This is a genomic window from Kribbella sp. NPDC054772 (genome assembly GCF_053611945.1).
This window is the reverse complement of the sequence record NZ_JBSHBJ010000028.1, coordinates 13548-31935: the sequence shown is the minus strand read 5'-3', so window position 1 is coordinate 31935 and position 18388 is coordinate 13548. Positions and strand designations below refer to the sequence as shown.

Here is an 18388-nt window from a genome sequence, read left to right as displayed (position 1 = left end):
GGTTGCTGCGTGCATCTAATGGGTTACTCGGGGGTGATTGCAGGAAGTTGCAGAAGGCCGTTGTGGTGGAGGTGGGTCTGGGCGGCGTGGATGGCGTCGGGGGTGTTGGTGAAGACGCGGCCTTCGGCGCGGAGGGTGTTGATGACGTCGAGGGCGTCCAGGGGGCGGTGGTGACCGGGCTGGATGCCGGAGACCAGGACGGTGATGCCGCGGTGCTGGAGTTTCTCGATTGCGTCTTTGAGGACCAGGGCGCCGCTGGCGTCGATCGCGCTGACGGCCGACATCCGCAGGATCACGACCGAGACGTGGGCGACCTCGGACAGTTCCAGCAGGAACCGATGGGCGGCGAACAGGAGTGGTCCGTCGATGCGGTAGGCAACGATGTGTTCGTCGAGGAGGGCTCGTTCTTCGGGGCTGTGGTCGCCGGGCAGGTCCGGGTGCAGCGGCATCTGCCGCAGGCGTGCGCTGCGGGCGACGGCACGGAGCGCGAGGGCGCCGGCCACGACGAGGCCGAGGATGACGGCCTTGACCAGGTCGAGGGCCAAGGTGGCGATCGCGGTCAGGACGAGCACGATTGCGTCCGACCGGGTGGCGCGGGTCATCGCGCGGACCGATCCGACCTCGACCATGCGCACGGCCGTGGCAAGCAGGACGCCGGCGAGCGCGGCCAGCGGGATCTTGCTGACCAGCGGCGCGGCGGTGTAGATGATCGCGGCCAGGACGGCGGCGTGCACCAGCGCGGCGAGACGCGAACCTGCTCCGGAGCGGACGTTGACGGCGGTCCGGGCGATCGCGCCGGTTGCGGGCACGCCGCCGAACAGTGGCGTGATCAGGTTGGCCAGGCCCTGTCCGAACAGTTCCCGGTCCGGGTCGTGTTTGTGGTTGACGCCCATCCCGTCGGCGACGGCGGCTGACAGCAAGGATTCCAGCGCGGCCAGCGCGGCGACGGCCACCGCCGCGCCCGTGAGCGACCAGAGCGCGGCGGGGTCGAGGAACGACAGCGTCGGTGCGGCCAGGCCGGTAGGCAGCTCACCGATCCGCGTCACGTCCAGACCGGCGGCTTCGGCGAGCACTGTGGCGGCGACCACCGCAAGGATCGAGAACGGTACGGCGGGGCGCAGCCGAGCCCCGACGAGAATGAGGACCGCTGCGCCGGTGGCAAGAGCTGTGGTGACCCAGTGCGGGTGCCGGGCAGCCTCGGCAAGGGCGCGGGCAGCGACAACGGCGACCTGGTCGCCGTCCGGGGTCGGGACACCAAGCGCAGCTGGGACTTGCTGCAGGCCGATGACGCAGGCGATTCCGAGGGTGAAGCCCTCGACCACCGAAGCCGGAACGAACGCCATGTAACGGCCGGCCTTGGCGATCGCCAGGCCGATGAGGATCAGGCCGGCCAGCAACCCGACCGTCAACACACCGCTGGCTCCGTGCGCGTGCATGATCGGCACGAGCACGACCGTCATCGCTCCGGTCGGTCCCGAAACCTGCAGACCTGACCCGCCGAACACGGCGGCTATCGCCCCGGCCACGACCGCGGTCGTGAGACCGGCCGCGGCACCGAGCCCGGACGAGATCCCGAACCCGAGTGCGAGCGGCAAGGCGACGATCGCCACCGTCAGGCCGGCGACCAGGTCGCGGCGGGGCTGGTGGAGCATGGCGGCGAGGTCGTCGCGGGCCGGCAGCAGATCACGGGCCCGGGCGCCAAGGCTCATCGCGTGACGGCCTCGGCCTCGCGCAGCTCGGCCAGCAGTTCGCTCTGGCCGGCCAGCAACTCGGTCAGTATCCGGCGCGCGGTCCGTAGCAGCTCCGCGACGTCGCCGCCCGCGAGCTCGTACACCACACTCGACGCCTCGCGGTGCGACACCACGATGCCGTAGCGACGCAGTACGGCCAGCTGCTGGGACAGGCTGGACGCCTCGATGCCGATGTCGGCGAGCAGATCACGCACCGGCCGCGGACCGTCCTGCAGTAACTCGAGGACACGGATCCGGACCGGATGCCCCAGAATCCGGAAGAACTCCGCCTTCGCCTGGTAAAGCGGGACCGGAGCGCTCACCGGCTCTCGTCCGCGGTTTCGCGGTCACCGGTCAGGTCGACGCCGTTCTCCATCGCCAGCCGCAGGAGGCTGTCGAGTTCACCCTCGCGGACATCGACGGCGTACAGATCTCCTGCTGCTCTTGCCTCGGCCTGTGCCTGCCTGGCCTCACGCACCCGGCGGCGCAGGTCGAGCGCGAACTCGTTGCCACTCACGGGGTCCTCCCTTCGCCGACATGACAGTTTCAGCATGTAGCGAATTGAAGAACTTTGCAAGTCGTCAACAGCCGGATACGACGAAGCCTTCGGTGCCACCCCCTGCAGTTGTGGCACCGAAGGCAGTTCGGGGGAATCAGTTGATGTCGAGGAGCTTCTGGGCCTCGGCTGCCTCGCGGGAGGCGGCGGCGCGGGCCTCGGCCTCGGCGAGCGTGGTGCCGGTGTGCTGGCCCCACCACTTCTGACCCTCGGCCGGCAGCGTGTCGATCGGGTCGTAGTACTCGTAGGTCCGGTTCAGCGCCTCCGGGTCCTGCTGCTCGATCCCGGTGCGGTAGTTCTTCTTCCAGTACGAGATGCCGCGAACCTCGTCGTACTCCGAGAGCTGGTGCACCCAGCGCTTGCCGACGTACGGGACGTCGCAAACGATCCGCGGGGTGGCGAAGCCGGGAAGGTACCCGAGGATCCCGTGCTGCAGGTGCTGCGCGTCGCGCACCGACACCCGCCAGTGCTCAGAGAACGGGATCATGTCGCACATGTAGAAGTAGTACGGCGTGATGTTCGCGCCGTCGAGCAACGCGAAACACAGGTCGAGCAGCTGGTGGACGGAGTCGTTCACGCCGCGCATCAGCACGCCCTGGTTGCGCACGTCCCGCAGGCCGGCCTCGAGCATCGCCTTGGATGCCTCGGCGACCAGCGGCGTCACGGACTGGGCCGCGTTCACGTGCGTGTGCATCGCGAGCATCACGCCGCGGGTGCGCGCGACCGACGCGACCCGCTCGACGCCGCTGCGGACGTCGTCGGACAGCCAGTGCTGCGGCATCCCCATCAACGCCTTGGTGGCGAGCCGGATGTCGCGGATGTTCTCGATCTCCAGCAGGCTCATCAGGAAGGCCTCGAGCCGCGGCCACGGCATGTTCGCCACGTCGCCGCCGGAGACGACGACGTCCCGGACCCCCGGGTTGCGGCGCAGGTAGTCGAGCATGTCGTCGAGCCGGGTCTGCGGCTTCGCGACGAACTTCAGCTTGTCGATCACCGGCGTCGAGTTGCCGACCAGGTCCATCCGGGTGCAGTGCCCGCAGTACTGCGGGCAGGTCGGCAGGATCTCCGCGAGCACCTTGGTCGGGTAACGGTGGGTCAACCCCTCCGTGGCCCACATCTCGTGCTCGTGCAGCGAGTCCCGCGTCGCGTGCGGGTGCGACGGCCAGTCGGTACGGCGGTCCGTGAACACCGGCAGCATGTACCGGCGGACCGGGTCGGCGTAGAACGCCTCGGTGTAGTCGGCCGCCCCCGAAGGAACGATCGTGTTCAGCATCTGCGGCGGCAGCAGCATCGACATCGTCGCGCGCTCGGCCTGGTCGCGGGTCAGGTCCTCGTAGAACCGCTCCTCGAGCAGGTCGCCCATCACGTCGCGCAACTGCTTCACGTTCTTCACGCAGTGCGACCGCTGCCACTGCACCGAGCGCCACTCCTCGGCCGTCACGTCCTTCCAGCCGGGCAGCCGGGTCCAGTCCGGTTCGGCCAGTTCGGCGCGCCGGTACAGGTACGGCTGGCCGTCACCGGGTTCGGAGGAACGAGCCAGCTCCGGGGTGATCAGGTCGGTCACGGGTCCTCCGCGGGGGATCAAAGGATGCGGTCTCATGTGAGGATAGCGATAGAACTTCCCCTACATCCAACAGTACGCCGTAAGAATTCTCGTCACGGCCCTGTTTGAGTAGTATTTTGCCTGACCGCACAGAGGAGGACCCGTGTCATCGAGCCCGGTAGGACTGCACCGTGTACTCGCGCCGTCCGGCGTACTGCCGCAGGCGGCGGAGAGACTCGACGCACGTCCCGAGATCTGGCCCGACGAGGTCCGCATCGCGGTCGAGCGGCTGAACCTGGACGCCGCGTCGTACCGTCAGTTGGCGGACACGCACGGTGGCGACGGTACGGCGATCCGTCGCGCGGTCCTGGAGATCATCGAGACCCGCGGCAAGATGCAGAATCCGGTGACGGGCTCGGGCGGCATGCTCGTCGGAGTCGTCGACGAGGCGGGTCCGGAGTCACCGCTCGGGGTCCGCAAGGGCGACCGGGTGGCGACGTTGGTGTCGCTGACGCTGACCCCGTTGCAGATCACGGACGCGCTGAAGGACTGGGACGGCCGGAGCGAGCAGGTCCCGGCGCAGGGGCACGCGATCCTGTTCGCCCGGTCGATCGTCGCCAAGCTCCCGGACGACCTGAAGCCCGAACTGTCACTGGCTGTGATGGACGTGTGTGGGGCGCCGGCGCTGACCGCGCGCGTGGTGCGTTCGTATGTCGACAAAGGCATAAAGCCTGTCGTGTCAGTAATTGGTGGCGCAGGTAAGTCGGGCTCGCTGTCGCTGGCTGCCGCACGGGCCGCCGGCGCCGCGCGGACGATCGGTGTCGTGCCGTTCCAGGCCGAGCACGACCTGCTGACCGGAGCCGGGCTCGCGGACGCGGTCGCGCTGGCCGACGCCCGCGACCCGGTGGCGCTGGCGCAGGCGGTCGAGCAGGCCGGGGGACCCGCCGACATCACCGTCGTCTGCGTCGACGTACCGGGGTGTGAGCACGGCGCTGTGCTGTCGACCGCGGCCGGTGGCACCGTGATCTTCTTCTCGATGGCGACATCGTTCTCCGCGGCGGCGCTCGGCGCGGAAGGTCTCGCGGCCGACGTCACGATGCTGGTCGGCAACGGGTACGTGCCTGGCCATGCGGAGTACGCGCTGGAGTTGTTGCGGGCCGAGCCGGGTGTCCGTGGTCTGTTCGAGAACAGGCTGGCGGAGGATTAGTACGTGCGCACACTTCTGACGAACGGTTCCGTCTACTCGCCCGCCGACCCGCACGCGACTGCGATCGCCTTCGACGACGGGGTGGTGACCTGGCTCGGCGACGACACCGGCACCGGTCCGTACGCCGACGGCGCGGACGAGGTCATCGACCTGGACGGCAAGCTGGTGACGCCTGCCTTCGTCGACGCCCACGTCCACACCGCGCAGACCGGTGCGGTGCTGACCGGCCTCGACCTCGCCGGCACCACCTCGCTGACCGACGCGCTCGACCGCCTCGCGGCGTACGCGGCGAATCTGCCCGAGGACGCGGTGATCGACAGCGGCGGCTGGGACGAGACGACCTGGCCGGAGGGCCGGCCGCCGACAGCCGCGGAGCTGGACCGCGCAGGCGGCGGCCGCCGCGTGTACCTGTCGCGCGTCGACGGGCACTCCGGCGTGGTCTCGTCCGCACTGATCGACGTGGCCCGAGGCGACGGCTTCGACGAGAGCGGCCGGGTCGAGCGCGACGCCAACCACAAGGTTCGGGACGCGTTGAGTGATCTGGTCGGGCCTGACCAGCGGCGTGCTGACATCGAGGCCGCGCTGAAGGCGATGGCCGCGAAGGGGATCGGCGCGTTCCACGAGATGGCCGCGCCGCACATCGGCCCGCTCTGGGAGCTGCCGATCGTGCGCGAGGTCGCGGAGCAGCTCGGTCTGGCAGCGACCCTGTACTGGGGCGAGCCGGGCACCTTCGAACACGTCGGCACCTACGGTCTCGCCGGTCTGGCGGGCGACCTCAACGCTGACGGTGCACTCGGCTCGCGCACCGCAGCCCTGAGGGAGCCGTACGCCGACCGCGCCGACCACCGCGGTCACGCGTACCTGACGCCCGAGCAGATCGCCGAACACGTGATCGCCTGCACCGAGCGGAACGTGCAGGCCGGATTCCACTGCATCGGCGACCAGGCGCTGGACAACATCGCCCGTGGGTTCGAGCTCGCCGAAGAGAAGGTTGGCGTCCAGGCGCTGGTCGCCGCGCGGCACCGCCTCGAGCACGTCGAAATGGTCGACGAGGCAACGATCGCGACGCTCGCGCGCTGCGGTGTGGTGGCGAGCGTGCAGCCGATGTTCGACCGTCTGTGGGGCGGCCCGGACGGGATGTACGCCGAGCGTGTCGGCGACCGCTGGCAGGGGATGAACCCGTTCGGGTCGCTGGCCCGCGCGGGCGTCGTACTGGCGTTCGGCTCGGACGCGCCGGTGACGGAGCTCGGTGGTTGGGAGGCCGTTCGGGCGGCCGCGTTCCATCACGAGCAGTCCGAGCGGATCACCGTGCGCGCCGCGTTCCAGGCGCACACGCGGGGTGGCTGGCGGGCCGCCGGGATCGACGACGCCGGAGTACTCGCACCGGGCAGCGCCGCGACGTACGCGATCTGGCAGAGCGACGCGAACCTGGTGGTGCAGACGCCGGACGAGCGGGTCGCCGCATGGTCGACGGACCCGCGAGCCGGCGTACCGGTGCTGCCGGATCTGAGCGACGGGACGCCGACCTGCGTGCGGACCGTGGTCGGGGGCCGTGTCATCTATGAATCCGAGGGATTGTGATGCCGAAGAAGCTTGACCTCGATCCGGTCACCGTCCGGAAGGCGCGCAGCCTCGCGCGCAAGGCCGGCAAACCGATCGTGAACCTCGCGCGCCAGCACACCACGGTGTCGGTCGAGCGAGCGGTACTGCGGCTTGCGGGACTGACCGGTGCGGACACGGAAGGGATTCCGTGGGTGAACCGGCTCGCCGACACCGTCCGCGCCGACGTCGGGCTCGAGCACGGTCTCGCGCTGCCGGTCTGGGACGCCCTGGTCCGGGGCGAGGCCGAGGACCTGGCCGTGCTGGCGCAGAAGGCGGCATCCGGTTCGGTGACGTTCCGGATGCCCGAGGGCCGGAACGCGGTCCGGGCCCGGTCGGCGGCGCGGAAGGTGGCGGCGGCCGGTATGAAGCGGATCGACGGGCGGCGGCGCGAGCGGGACCGGCTGATCAAGCGGCACGGTGATCCCGAGCAGCGGCCGTGGATCTACCTGATCGTTGCCACCGGCGACATCTACGAGGACATCCCGCAGGCGCAGGCGGCGGCCCGTGAGGGCGCCGACATCATCGCGGTGATCCGCTCGACCGGCCAGTCGCTGCTCGACTACGTGCCCGAGGGCGCGACCCGGGAGGGCTTCGCGGGCACGTACGCGACGCAGGAGAACTTCCGGCTGATGCGCGCCGCCCTGGACGAGACGTCCAAGGAGCTCGGCCGCTACGTCCGGCTGACGAACTACGCCTCCGGTCTGTGCATGCCGGAGATCGCGACGCTGGCCGGGCTCGAGCGGCTGGACATGATGCTGAACGACTCGATGTACGGGATCCTGTTCCGCGACATCAACCCGATCCGGACGTTCGTCGACCAGCGCTTCAGCCGCCAGATCCACGCCCGCGCCGGGATCATCATCAACACCGGCGAGGACAACTACCTGACCACCGCCGACGCGGTCGAGGCCGCGCACACGGTGACGGTGTCGCAGCTGCTGAACGAGTACTTCGCCAAGGAGGCCGGGCTCGAGGACTGGCAACTCGGGCTCGGGCACGCCTTCGAGATCAACCCGGACATCCCGGACTCGTTCCGGCTCGAGCTCGCGCACGCGATGCTGGCGCGGCAGCTGTTCCCGAACGCGCCGCTGAAGTGGATGCCGCCGACCCGGCACATGACCGGCGACGTGTTCCGCGGGTACCTGCTGGACGGGTTCTTCAACCTGGTCGGCGCGATGACCGGGCAGGGCATCCTGCTGGTCGGGATGATGACCGAGGCGGTCGTCACGCCGTGGATCTCGGACCGCGACCTGGCCCTGCAGAACGTCCGCTACGTGTTGGGTGCCGCGGGCAACCTTCACGAGGACTTCCGGCCCGAGCCGAACGGGTTCATCGCGCAGCGCGCGCGGCAGGTGCTCGGTGAGTCGGTCGAGCTGCTCGAGGAGATCGTCGACGACGGGCTGCTGAACGCGATCGCCGACGGGACCTTCGGGCTGATGAAGCGCCCGCAGGACGCCGGTCGTGGTCTGGACGGCGTCGCGCGCAAGTCGACGGAGTACTACAACCCGGCGATCGAGCTGCTCGAGGAGGGCGTGGGATGAGCATCATCCGGCCGTACGGCGACACCACCGGTGACGGGATGGTCCAGCTGTCGTTCACGCTGCCCGTTCCGCACGACAAGCGGGCCGAGGGCGCCGCAGTGCAGCTCGCCAACAAGATGGGGATGGACCCGGCGCTGGTCGTGCACGCGAAGGCGATCGGTCCGGATTTCACCTTCTTCGTCGTTTACGGACCCGTCAACCATCTGGTCGACACCGACAAGGTCGAGGTGCTCGAGCGCGACTACCCGTTGCTGTCGCCGAAGGAAGTCAACCTCGCGATCCGCAAGGGTCTGCGCCGCCGGCTGACGGTGGTCGGCGCCTGCATCGGCACCGACGCGCACACGGTCGGCATCGACGCGATCCTGAACATCAAGGGGTTCGCTGGCGAGAAGGGGCTGGAGTACTACCGCGAGGTGAAGGTCGTGAACCTCGGCGCCCAGGTCGCCGTACCGGAGCTGGTCCGGCGGGCTCGGGCGGAGAAGGCGGATGCCATCCTCGTGTCCCAGGTGGTGACGCAGCGCGAGGCGCACGTACTCAACACCAAGGAGATGTCCGCGGCGTTCCGAGAGGCGTACTCCGAGGACGCCCGGCCGGTACTGGTTGCCGGCGGCCCCCGTTTCACCGAACAGATGGCCGGCGAGCTCGGTGTCGACCGGGTCTTCGGCCGCGGTACGACGCCCGGCGAGGTGGCGAGTTATCTCGTCGACGCGCTGGTGACCAAGCGAGTCCCTGCCAAGAGGAGCGCATAGGTGTCAAAGGCAACTATCGGACTGTCCGTCACGCATCGGCGGTACGTCCCCTACAGCCACGCGCACTACGCCGGCAACCTGGTCGACGGCGCGTACGTGCTCGCACTGTTCGGTGACGTCGCGACCGAGGTGTGCATCCAGTCCGACGGTGACGAGGGCCTGTTCGCGTCGTACTCCGACGTGCAGTTCCTGCAGCCGCTGCGGGCCGGTGACGTCGTTGAGGTGACAGCGACGATCACCCGGGTCGGCAACCGGAGCCGGGAGCTCGAGTTCAGCGCGTACGTCGTCTGCCGCGGACGTCCGGACCAATCCGAATCGGCCGCCGAGGTGCTTACCGAGCCGCTGCAGATCACTAAAGCCACCGGAACGGTCGTTGTTCCGGTTCGGTGACGAATGGTTGCCCTGGGTAACGATCACGTGGCGTGCCGACATCGCTCTGTAACGTCATTCTGGTGAGGGAATCTCGTTTTCCCTTGCAGGACAGGCGATAGTGTTACAACGGGCTCAAAGAGCCGGGGGAGAGGTTGACACCGTCGCTCTCAGCGAGCATCGTTTTGGGAGTCGTCATATCCCGTTAGTGCAACGGTTACACGAAGTTCGGCTGCCGGATGATCCCGCGACGCTGACCAGGCCAGTGCCAGGCCTGAGTCGACGGGGGCTGAGATCGCCGGTGGTTAGCCCCCCGCGGGGCAGAGGTGGAAGAGGCTCGGCGGCCAGTAGACAACAGCCGGACGGCTCGCAGCCAGCGCAGTCGCCGGTTGGTCCGAAGGCGCGCCGAGCCTCTTTCCTCTTCCTGCTGACCACTCTCTGTGGACGACCCCAGTACTTTCCGCGTTCGGTGCCCAGTGGCTACTGACCGGATACATTGGCGTGTCCGGGACGTTGTACGGTCGTGCGACCGGCGTCCGGCCGGTGAGTGAGGACAAGGGGTTACCGCGTGGACCGGTTGAAGGCGCTGGGGCGGCTCCTGCCACGAGTGGCGGTGGCCGTGCTGGCCGGCGTACTGCTCGGGTTCGCGTTCGAGCCACACGACCACCCGTGGCTGACGATCGTCGCGGTACCGCTCTTCCTCGCCGCGCTGAACGGGATCTCGATGAAGGCCGGCTTCCTGGTCGGCGCCGGCTTCGGGATCGCGTACTACGCGGTGATGGTCCCTTGGCTGAGCGTGATCGGCGGTGACGCCGCGATCGCGCTGGCGATCCTCGAGGGGCTGTTCTACGCGGTCTTCGGGCTGTTCGCGACGCAGGTGCTGAAGCTGCGGTTGTGGATGCTGTGGATCCCCTGTCTGTGGGTGGCGACCGAGTTCGCGACCGCGTCCGTGCCGTTCGGCGGCTTCCCGTGGGGCAAGCTCGCCTGGGCGTTCGCCGCCGTCCCGCTCGGCAAACTGGCGACGTTCGTCGGGATCGCGGGGCTGAGCTTCCTGGTCGCCTTCGTCGGCGTCCTCGTGTACGCCGTCCTCCGGCGCGGCAGCACGCTGCGCCTGCGGGCGGTCGCCCTCGCGGCCGGACTGGTGATCGTGTTCGGACCGACGCTGATCCACCTGTCGACCGAAGGCGACGGCAAGACCGTGAAGGCCGCGATCGTGCAGGGGAACGTGCCGGGGAAGGGACTGGAGTTCCTCGGCCGCGCCCGGACCGTCACGCGGAACCACCTGAACGCGACCCTGGACCTGGAGAAGCGGGTCCAGGCCGGCACCGAGATGAAGCCGGACGTGGTGATCTGGCCGGAGAACTCGACCGACATCGACCCGTACAAGGACGACGAGACGCGGGCCGACATCGAGCAGGCGGTGAAGGCCGTCGGCGTACCGATCCTGGTCGGTGCCGTCACCGAGGGCCCCGGGCCGAACGAGCGGCAGACCACCGGCATCGTGTGGGATCCGGTCAGCGGCCCTGGCCAGCGGTACGCGAAGCGGCACCCGGTGCCGTTCGGTGAGTACATCCCGTTCCGCAACCAGTTGCTGCCGTACATCAAGCGGCTCGAGATGATCGGCGCGCAGACCGTGCCGGGCGTCGGTCCCGGCGTGATGCCGATCGGCGGAGTCACGTACGGCGACGTGATCTGCTTCGAGCTCGCCTACGACAACGTCATCCAGGACGTGGTCAAGGGCGGTGCGCAGGTGCTGATCGTGCAGACCAACAACGCGACGTACGGCGGGACCGGTCAGCCGGAGCAGCAGTTCGCGATCACCCGGATGCGGGCGATCGAGACCGGGCGGACCGTACTGATCGCCTCGACCAGCGGGATCTCCGGGGTGATCCGTCCGGACGGAACCGTCGAGCACAAGTCGGCGCAGTTCGTGTCGGACGTGTACGTCGCCACGGTGCCGGTGCGGGACGGTCACACGCTCGCCACGACCCTCGGCGGCTGGCCGCAGTGGATCCTCACCGGCCTCGGCCTGCTCGGCGTGGTGCTGGCCCTGATCGACCGCCGCCGCAAGCGTTCGAAGGACATGCCGCCGCCTCCGGCCGCCGGCCCGGCCCGCACCCCCGAGAAGGTTCCGGCTTGATCTCCCTGGCCTGATCTCCCCGACCTGTACCGCGGACCTGTAACACTGGGGGGAGTCGCCGGAAGGGGTAGGGACATGCCGTGGTTGATCGGGCTGGCGCTGCTGGCCGTGCCGATCGTGGAGATCTACGTGATCATCCAGGTCGGTCATGCGATCGGCGGCTGGCCGACGGTCGGTCTGCTGGTCCTCGAGGCCTTCGCAGGCGCGTGGCTGGTGAAGCGTGAGGGCCGTCGGGCCTGGAACGCCCTGCAGACCTCGCTGCAGTCGGGCAAGCTCCCCGGCCGCGAGCTGACCGACAGCGCGCTGGTCCTGATCGGCGGAACGCTGCTGCTCGTCCCGGGCTTCATCACCGACCTGTTCGCGGTCTTCTTCATCCTCCCGTTCACCCGCCCCTTGGCCCGCCGCGGCCTCACCGGCTTCGTGAACCGCCGCGTCACCAACCTCGCCCCGCCTGCCGGGTTCGCCCCCTACATGGCCCGACCCGACCAACCCCGCCCCAACCAGCCCGGCACGCCCCAGGGCGACGTGATCCAGGGCGAGGTCATCGACCCGGAGAAGAACGCCTGATCCTCGCCTGATCCTCGCCTGGGCGGTCGTGGTCGACACGGTTGCCGATGACAAGGGACGGGCCCGGGGCGCCGCATTGTCGCAGAGTCTTGTTGGCGTGTCGCCGCGGGCTTAACCTCCTTGCATCGCGGTTGCTCGTCGGTGGGGGCGAGCCGTCGGGAGGGGGCACCATGGCGCCGAAGGCACCAACAGATCCCGGGGACTATCTGGGGGCCACGCAGCTGCACGACGGTGTGGTCTGGACGTGGGACGGCACGACCTGGAAGCGGGGCCGGCGACCGGGTCCGCTGCGTACACGAGTAGCCGAGCGGCGGCGCGCACGAGGCGTGCGACGTGGCAACGACTGACGCGGCTCCTCCCGCTCCGGGTGACACCAAATGGGTGACGGCGTCGGCCGAGCTGCGCAGTACGGCGAAGTGGCTGATCACTGCGCTGGCTGCCGTCGCGGCGGTGGTCTTCGGCGCCGGACCGATCATTACCCGGCCGAGTCTCGACTTCCACGACGATGCGTTCCAGCTGATTCTCGCGGGACTGCTCGGTGCGGCCGGTCTGATCGGCATCGGGTTGCTGGTGTTCAGCGTCAGCAAGGTTCTGCTGCCGGTCGAGATGAGTCTCGACGATCTACCGCAGACGTTGATCGACAGAATCGAGGCTCATCCGGATTCGGTCCTGCCCGCCGACGCATCGACCTTGCAGCAGTATCGGGATCAGCTCGCCGCGTTCCGCCGGGCCGAGGTCGAGCTGCCCGATGAGGTCGACGAATGCGAGCGGGCGGCCGTGGCGGCGCAGCAGACGAACGACGTGGTCGCCTACCAAGCCGCGGTCGCCGGCGAGCAGGCTTATCGGGAGGCGATCGAGGACAACGCGGCGAACCTCGTGCTCTACGAGTCGATCCGGACCGATCTCATCGACCGCGGGGCGTACACGAAGCTGTCCGAGGTCTTCTCCGGGCAGCACATCGTGTTGTGGGTCGGGGCCTTCCTGGCCGGCATCGGCGGTCTCGGGTTCCAGCTCGCGCTGACCTCGGCACCGGCCGGCGGTGGCTCGAGCGATCAGGCTTCGGCCGCGGGCCAGGTGGCGATGCTGAGCGGCTCGGGCGGGCGCGCGGCGGCGTTCTGGGCGACGTACGGCCTGAAGGCCTGTGAGACGGCGAAAGGGCAGGTGCCGGTGGTGATCTCGGCAGGCGAGGGGACGGCGGAATCGCCGTACGTCGTGCGGACGGTTCCCGGCAAGTCCTGTCGTGCGCTGCAGTTCGCCGCGAATCCCGAGGTCTTCACCGTCGTGGTGCCGACGCCGGACAAGGTCACGATCACGCTGGAGAAGAAGTAGCGCCGGTGGGTGTCGTCGACCGGTAGACGGCGCGGGCGGTGCGGACGAAGGAGAGGTTGAGAGGGTTCGCGTCGAGCCAGGCGACGACGACCGGGCTGGGCGGGATGTCGACGACCGGGACGGTGGCGAACTCGTCGCCGGGCTCGTGGTGGCTCAGGGGAGTGAGACCGATCGTGCCGTTCCAGAGGACTGCCTGCAGACATTCCTGGACGGCGCGTACGACGGGACCCTCGCGTGGTGTCCCTCCGTTCCAATAGGACTGCCAGACCGGGTCTGTGCCGGCGGGGAACTGGAACCAGCGGCGATCGGCCCCGCGCCCGGACCTGGTCTGCCTGAGCGTACGCCGACCCGATCGTCGACCTCACCGACATCCAGGAGGTCGCGCGCGACCTCGTTGTCATCCCGAACCAGGACGTGGACCTGGTGCCGAACATCGGCCTGATCGGCGGCAGCCACTCGGTGCTCGTGATCGACACCGGTCTCGGCCCGCGCAACGCCGAGCAGGTGCTCAAGTTCGCCACCGAGTACGCGAACGGCCGTCGCCTCTACCTGACCACCACGCACTTCCACCCCGAGCACGCCTTCGGCGCACAGGTGTTCGCCGAGGAGGCGACGTACCTGGTCAACGCCGCGCAGGCCGACGACCTGGCCGGCAAGGGGGAGGGCTACCTCACGATGTTCCGGCAACTCGGCGAGCCCGTCGCCCGCGAGCTGGAGGGCGTGGAACTCCCGACGCCGGACCTGACGTACGACGGCACGTACGAGCTCGACCTCGGTGGCCGGACCGTCGAGCTCCGGCCGACCGGACGCGCGCACAGCAAGGGCGATCAGGTCATCACGGTCCCCGACGCGGGCGTGAGGTTCACCGGCGATCTCGTCGAGGCCGGCCAGTTCGCGATCTTCCCGTGGTTCCCGCCGTACGACGTGGACGTGTCCGGCCTGCGCTGGATCGCGGTGATGGAACGCCTCGTGGCGGAAGCACCGAGAACCGTCGTACCCGGTCATGGAGCGGTCGGTGACGCGCGCCTGCTCGGACAGGTCCACGACTACCTCACGGAGTTGCGTGACGAGACCTGGCGCCGGCGGGACTCGAACGTGTCCGAGGACGACACCGCGGCCGAGGTACGGGCGTTGATGATCGAGCGCCACCCCGACTGGCGGCTCCCGGAGTGGATCGAGCGCGGGGTCGGCTGCCTGTGCGCCGAGCGGCCGAACTGAGGTTGCCCGATCCGATCAGCCGGGGCGCGTGACCGGAGCGACCGGGTGGAGGACACTGGCACAGATCGGGGTCGGGCGGTCGGGGAGCGAAGGGTCAGGGATGCGGGTGAAGGCACTCGGCGGCCGGCTCGTCGCGTGGCTGCGCCGACGGGACCCTGGTCTCGGTGCGACGCGCCGGGCGGCCAGGACCGCGGTGGTGATGCCGATTCTGTTCGCGTTCTGTGCCGAGGTCCTGAAGGCGCCGGCGATCGGGACCTTCGCCGCGTTCGGTGCGTTCGCGATGCTGCTGCTGGTCGATTTCCCGGGCACCGCGGCGCAGCGGATCCGGGCGCAGATCCAGCTCGCGCTGGCGTGGCTCGTGCTGGTCTCGCTGGGCACCCTCGCGAGTCAGTCGATGTGGTCGGCGATCGTCGCCACGGCCGTCGTCGGTTTCAGCGTCCTGTTCTCCGGAGTGGTCAGCTCGGTCCTCGCCGGTGCGAGTACGTCGCTCTTGCTCGCGTTCATCCTGTCCGTGGCGACACCGGCGCCGATGTCCGCCGTGCCCGATCGACTGACCGGGGTAGCGATCGCCGGCGTTGCGGCCGTGTTCGCCGCCTGGCTGCTGTGGCCGCGGGCGCCGGCCGATCCGCTCGGGGCTCCCGCGGCTCGGGTGTGCCGGGCGGCGGCCGCGCAGGTGCGCTCCGAGGCACGGGACACGCCCGAGGTCTGCGTCGTACGGACGGAGCATGCCGCGAAGCTGAGCGACGAGTTGCGGCGTGCGTTCACCTCGACGCCGTACCGGCCGACCGGCTTGTCCACCGGGTCGAGGTCCATCGTGCGGTTGGTGGACGAGCTCACCTGGCTGAGCGCGATCCTCGGCGAATCCGGGCCGGGTATGACGCCGGGACCGACGTGCGACGCCGAGTCTGCCGCTGTGCATGTCGCGGCCGCGGAGGTGCTGGAGCTATGCGCGGACCTGCTGGAGGATCCGGCTCGGTCCGTCGACGAGCTGACCGCCGCCTCCAAGGCTCTGCGGGATGTGGTCGCCTTGCTCGAGGAGAGCGCGGTGTCCCGGTTGCCGGCCGGATCACACGTCGGCATCGCCGAGCTGGTCAGCACCCTGGGCGTGTCGTTCCGCGCGCAGGAGATCGCGTTCGCCGTCCTGCTGGTTGCGCAGAACGTCGAGGCCGCACGGGCCGCGGAGCAGCGGACGTGGGGGGAGCGTCTGCTCGGGCGCGAGCCGAGTTCGCTGCGTGGTCCGGTGGCCAGCGCGGTCGAACGCGCCACGGCGCACCTCGAGCCGCATTCGGTCTGGCTGCACAACAGCATCAGGGGAGCGGTCGGTCTGGCCGGGGCGGTTGCGGTGGCGAACCTGACCGGCGTAGAGCACGGTTTCTGGGTCATCCTCGGGACGTTGTCGGTACTGCGTTCCAACGCGTTGAACACCGGTCAGAACGCGTATCGCGCGATCAGCGGGACGGTGGTCGGCTCGATCATCGGCGCCGGTCTCCTGGCGCTGATCGGCGAGAACCGGATGGCGCTGTGGATCCTGCTCCCGGTCGCGGTGCTGATCGCCGGGATCGTGCCGGCCGCGATCTCGTTCGCGACCGGGCAGGCGGCGTTCACGGTGACGCTGGTGATCCTGTTCAACATCGCTCAACCCCAAGGCTGGTCGCTGATCCTGTTCCGCATCGAGGACATCGCGCTCGGGTGCGCAGTGAGTCTGCTCGTCGGCCTGTTGTTCTGGCCGCACGGCGCCGCGAAGGCGGTCGGGAAGGCACTGGCAGAGGCGTACGCGGACAGCGCGCGGTACCTGGTGGACGTCGTCGGGTACGCCGTGTCCTGCTGCGCGGCCGGACCGACAGTTCCGCAGGACGGGCGCCGGGCAGCCGCCGCGGCGCGCCGACTCGACGACACGTTCCGCACGTACCTCGCCGAACGCGGAGCGAAGCGGGTGCCGCTCAGCGACATGACGGCGCTCGTCACCGGAGTCGTCGGGATCCGGCTGGCGGCGGACGCCGTACTCGAGCTGTGGGAGCGGTACGCCGATGGACGCGCGCCGACCGATGATCGGGCCGCCGCACAGGCAGCGCTGCTCGCGTCGGCCTACCGGCTGCTGCAGTGGTACTCCGATCTCGCGGGAGCCCTGGACGGACGCGGTCATGTGCCCGACCCGCTGGAGCGCGATCACGCGACCAAGGCGCGCCTCGTCGACGCCGTACGACGTGATCTGTACGACGTGGAGGGACAGGCGACGCCGACCGCCATCCGGATCCTGTGGACCAACGATCACCTGGAAGTCGTACGTCGCCTGCAACCGAGCCTCGCGGCCGCCGCGCATCGCACGGTCACCGGCGAGCCCCGCAGCGCACCCTCCCGCAGCGCAGAGCCCCGCGCCGCACGCGCCGTACCGTGAAAGTCAGCTGCCGCCGGCGCTTCCGGGGAGCTGCCACGGTGACGGTGCCCGCTTCGGCAGCCGGCCCGCGACGTACTGCGTGAGCCGCTCCAACGCCCCCGTCCAGAAGACGCGGTAGCCCGCGACGAGTTCGCGCGCGAGGCCGCCGTGCGTGAGGATCAGGTGCGCGTCATGAGTGCCGGGAACCACGTCCGCGATGACCGTGCTCGGCGCGTGGGGCGGGTCGTCCCACGCCAACTGCACGTAGTGCTGTGGGACGCAGGCCGTCACGAGCCCTGTTCGCTGTGTGCCGGCGCCGGTCGTCACCGTGAAACCCCCGTACTGGGTGTCGCTGAAAATCGTTGCCCCCAGCCACTCGCTGAGCAGCTCCGGTTTCGTCATCAGCGTCCACAAACGTTCCGCGTCACAGTCCAGCGTCTTGATGTACCTCAGCTGTGGCGAGCGATCCGTGCCGGTCGCCCGCACCCGGTGTTCTCTGGTCGCCATGCGTTACTGGTGCCCATCAGAGCACTTTTGATGCATGTCCGAGCAGTCCGGCCGGTAGCTGCATCGTGGGCCGTCCCTGCGAGTTTCGCTGCTGGTTCGCGCGGGCACCTGGCTGCCGCAAGAACCCGTACCGCCGGGCAGCCGCCCGGTCCGTCACAAGGGAAGAGACATGGCATTCATCCTCTGGATCATCGCGGTGATCCTCGTCATCTCCGGCATCGTGTCGTTGTTCCGTGGCCAGATCCTCTGGGGCGCGGCCCTGATCGTCATCGGCCTCCTGGTCGGCCCCGGCGGCGTCAGCATCTTCACCTGAACCGACCACCTGACCTGAGCAGCACGTCGTACAGTCAGGAGTCGGTCCGCCGGCTCCCGACGTACGCCGGCAGCACCAGCCAGAACGTCGCGAACCAGACCAGCACGCCGGCGACCACGGCGATCGCGAGCGACCGGCGCAGTACGACGTCCAGCGCGATCAGCATGCCACCGCACACCGACACCACGAGCAGCGTCATCCCTGCTCGGGCCAGGAGGTCCGTGGTGGTGACCAGACGGTCACGCAGACCCCGCTGATACAGCTGCCGGTGCAGGGCGACCGGAGCCAGGAACAGCGCGACGGCGAGCGCCGCGGCGACGAGCGTGCCGGTGTACACGACGTGCGTGAACTCGTCGGTGATGTGGAACCGGCTCTGGAATGCGATTCCCAGCAGGAACGCGAACAGGATCTGCGTGCCGGTCAGTACCAGCCGCAACTCCTGCAGCAGTTCGTTCCAATGCCGATCGAGTCGTTCCCCCGAACCCTCCCCGTTCCGCTCGTAGGTCAACGATTCGGTGATCATGTCGCGCGCCTTTCCTTGAACCACGTCAGCGTTAGCAGTGCCCGTGGCTCCCGGCGCTGACACCCGAATCCGGCGCGACGCCCGGGTATCGGACCGGCCGGGCGGCCGGTCGGCAGCAGG

17 protein-coding genes are annotated in these 18388 nt (G+C 69.3%); 11 read left to right on the top strand and 6 right to left on the bottom strand.

Features of this window, described 5'->3' with window-relative positions; translation table 11 throughout:
• Positions 1-23: 23 nt before the first annotated feature.
• From ACWGID_RS31650 to ACWGID_RS31635, 4 genes are all read right to left on the bottom strand, one after another.
• Positions 24-1709, bottom strand: a complete 1686-nt coding sequence (locus ACWGID_RS31650; protein WP_452202812.1) for a SulP family inorganic anion transporter — start codon at positions 1707-1709, stop codon at positions 24-26.
• On the bottom strand, positions 1706-2053 hold the full coding sequence (locus ACWGID_RS31645; RefSeq protein WP_452202810.1) for an ArsR/SmtB family transcription factor: 348 nt from the start codon (positions 2051-2053) through the stop codon (positions 1706-1708). Before ACWGID_RS31645 ends, ACWGID_RS31650 begins: the two co-directional genes overlap by 4 nt.
• Positions 2050-2247, bottom strand: coding sequence for a hypothetical protein (locus ACWGID_RS31640; RefSeq protein ID WP_452202808.1), 198 nt, complete (start codon positions 2245-2247; stop codon positions 2050-2052). The genes ACWGID_RS31645 and ACWGID_RS31640 overlap by 4 nt, the downstream gene beginning before the upstream one ends.
• 136 nt (positions 2248-2383) lie before the next feature.
• Entirely contained in the window at positions 2384-3850 is a 1467-nt protein-coding gene (locus tag ACWGID_RS31635; RefSeq protein ID WP_452202806.1) for a KamA family radical SAM protein, read from the bottom strand.
• Between the two features lie 142 nt (positions 3851-3992).
• On the opposite strand from ACWGID_RS31635, the gene kdd reads away from it, so the two are divergent.
• The 10 genes from kdd to ACWGID_RS31585 all read left to right on the top strand — a co-directional run bounded on the left by kdd (position 3993) and on the right by ACWGID_RS31585 (position 16946).
• Positions 3993-5036, top strand: coding sequence for an L-erythro-3,5-diaminohexanoate dehydrogenase (gene kdd, locus ACWGID_RS31630; protein WP_452202804.1), 1044 nt, complete (start codon positions 3993-3995; stop codon positions 5034-5036).
• 3 nt (positions 5037-5039) lie between these two features.
• A complete protein-coding gene (locus ACWGID_RS31625) occupies positions 5040-6617 on the top strand; it encodes an amidohydrolase (protein ID WP_452202802.1) in 1578 nt (525 codons plus the stop codon).
• Complete coding sequence (gene kamD, locus ACWGID_RS31620) at positions 6617-8179, top strand: lysine 5,6-aminomutase subunit alpha (protein WP_452202800.1); 1563 nt, start codon at positions 6617-6619, stop codon at positions 8177-8179. Before ACWGID_RS31625 ends, kamD begins: the two co-directional genes overlap by 1 nt.
• Positions 8176-8928, top strand: a complete 753-nt coding sequence (gene kamE / locus ACWGID_RS31615) for a lysine 5,6-aminomutase subunit beta (protein WP_452202797.1) — start codon at positions 8176-8178, stop codon at positions 8926-8928. The genes kamD and kamE overlap by 4 nt, the downstream gene beginning before the upstream one ends.
• Positions 8929-9318, top strand: a complete 390-nt coding sequence (kal, locus tag ACWGID_RS31610; RefSeq protein WP_452202795.1) for a 3-aminobutyryl-CoA ammonia lyase — start codon at positions 8929-8931, stop codon at positions 9316-9318.
• Positions 9319-9865: 547 nt separating this feature from the next.
• Positions 9866-11437 (top strand): apolipoprotein N-acyltransferase, encoded by a 1572-nt coding sequence (lnt, locus tag ACWGID_RS31605; protein WP_452202793.1) that lies wholly within the window; start codon positions 9866-9868, stop codon positions 11435-11437.
• Between the two features lie 75 nt (positions 11438-11512).
• Positions 11513-12004: an FxsA family protein gene (locus tag ACWGID_RS31600; protein WP_452202792.1), complete on the top strand. Its 492-nt coding sequence runs from the start codon at positions 11513-11515 to the stop codon at positions 12002-12004.
• Between the two features lie 333 nt (positions 12005-12337).
• On the top strand, positions 12338-13333 hold the full coding sequence (locus ACWGID_RS31595) for a hypothetical protein (RefSeq protein WP_452202790.1): 996 nt from the start codon (positions 12338-12340) through the stop codon (positions 13331-13333).
• A gap of 423 nt (positions 13334-13756) precedes the next feature.
• The gene (locus ACWGID_RS31590) at positions 13757-14551 is read left to right on the top strand and encodes an MBL fold metallo-hydrolase (protein WP_452202788.1); all 795 of its coding nucleotides are present in this window, start codon (positions 13757-13759) and stop codon (positions 14549-14551) included.
• A gap of 100 nt (positions 14552-14651) precedes the next feature.
• Complete coding sequence (locus ACWGID_RS31585; protein ID WP_452202786.1) at positions 14652-16946, top strand: FUSC family protein; 2295 nt, start codon at positions 14652-14654, stop codon at positions 16944-16946.
• Between the two features lie 3 nt (positions 16947-16949).
• Here the strand turns inward: ACWGID_RS31585 and ACWGID_RS31580 are convergent, their stop codons facing one another.
• A complete protein-coding gene (locus tag ACWGID_RS31580; RefSeq protein WP_452202784.1) occupies positions 16950-17432 on the bottom strand; it encodes an SRPBCC domain-containing protein in 483 nt (160 codons plus the stop codon).
• 169 nt (positions 17433-17601) lie between these two features.
• Between ACWGID_RS31580 and ACWGID_RS31575 the strand changes: the two genes are divergently transcribed.
• Positions 17602-17745, top strand: a complete 144-nt coding sequence (locus ACWGID_RS31575; protein ID WP_387779924.1) for a GPGG-motif small membrane protein — start codon at positions 17602-17604, stop codon at positions 17743-17745.
• A 34-nt stretch (positions 17746-17779) separates the two neighbouring features.
• Here ACWGID_RS31575 and ACWGID_RS31570 read toward each other — a convergent pair whose 3' ends face one another.
• Positions 17780-18268, bottom strand: coding sequence for a DUF6328 family protein (locus ACWGID_RS31570; protein WP_452202782.1), 489 nt, complete (start codon positions 18266-18268; stop codon positions 17780-17782).
• Positions 18269-18388 lie beyond the last annotated feature (120 nt).

Bases quoted from the DNA above. Each gene is read 5' to 3' on its own strand.
- ACWGID_RS31570 (WP_452202782.1), bottom strand. From the start codon at position 18,268: ATGATCACCGAATCGTTGACCTACGAGCGGAACGGGGAGGGTTCGGGG.
- ACWGID_RS31575 (WP_387779924.1), top strand. From the start codon at position 17,602: ATGGCATTCATCCTCTGGATCATCGCGGTGATCCTCGTCATCTCCGGC.
- kamE (WP_452202797.1), top strand. From the start codon at position 8,176: ATGAGCATCATCCGGCCGTACGGCGACACCACCGGTGACGGGATGGTC.
- ACWGID_RS31600 (WP_452202792.1), top strand. From the start codon at position 11,513: ATGCCGTGGTTGATCGGGCTGGCGCTGCTGGCCGTGCCGATCGTGGAG.
- ACWGID_RS31580 (WP_452202784.1), bottom strand. From the start codon at position 17,432: ATGGCGACCAGAGAACACCGGGTGCGGGCGACCGGCACGGATCGCTCG.
- kamD (WP_452202800.1), top strand. From the start codon at position 6,617: ATGCCGAAGAAGCTTGACCTCGATCCGGTCACCGTCCGGAAGGCGCGC.
- ACWGID_RS31585 (WP_452202786.1), top strand. From the start codon at position 14,652: ATGCGGGTGAAGGCACTCGGCGGCCGGCTCGTCGCGTGGCTGCGCCGA.
- ACWGID_RS31650 (WP_452202812.1), bottom strand. From the start codon at position 1,709: ATGAGCCTTGGCGCCCGGGCCCGTGATCTGCTGCCGGCCCGCGACGAC.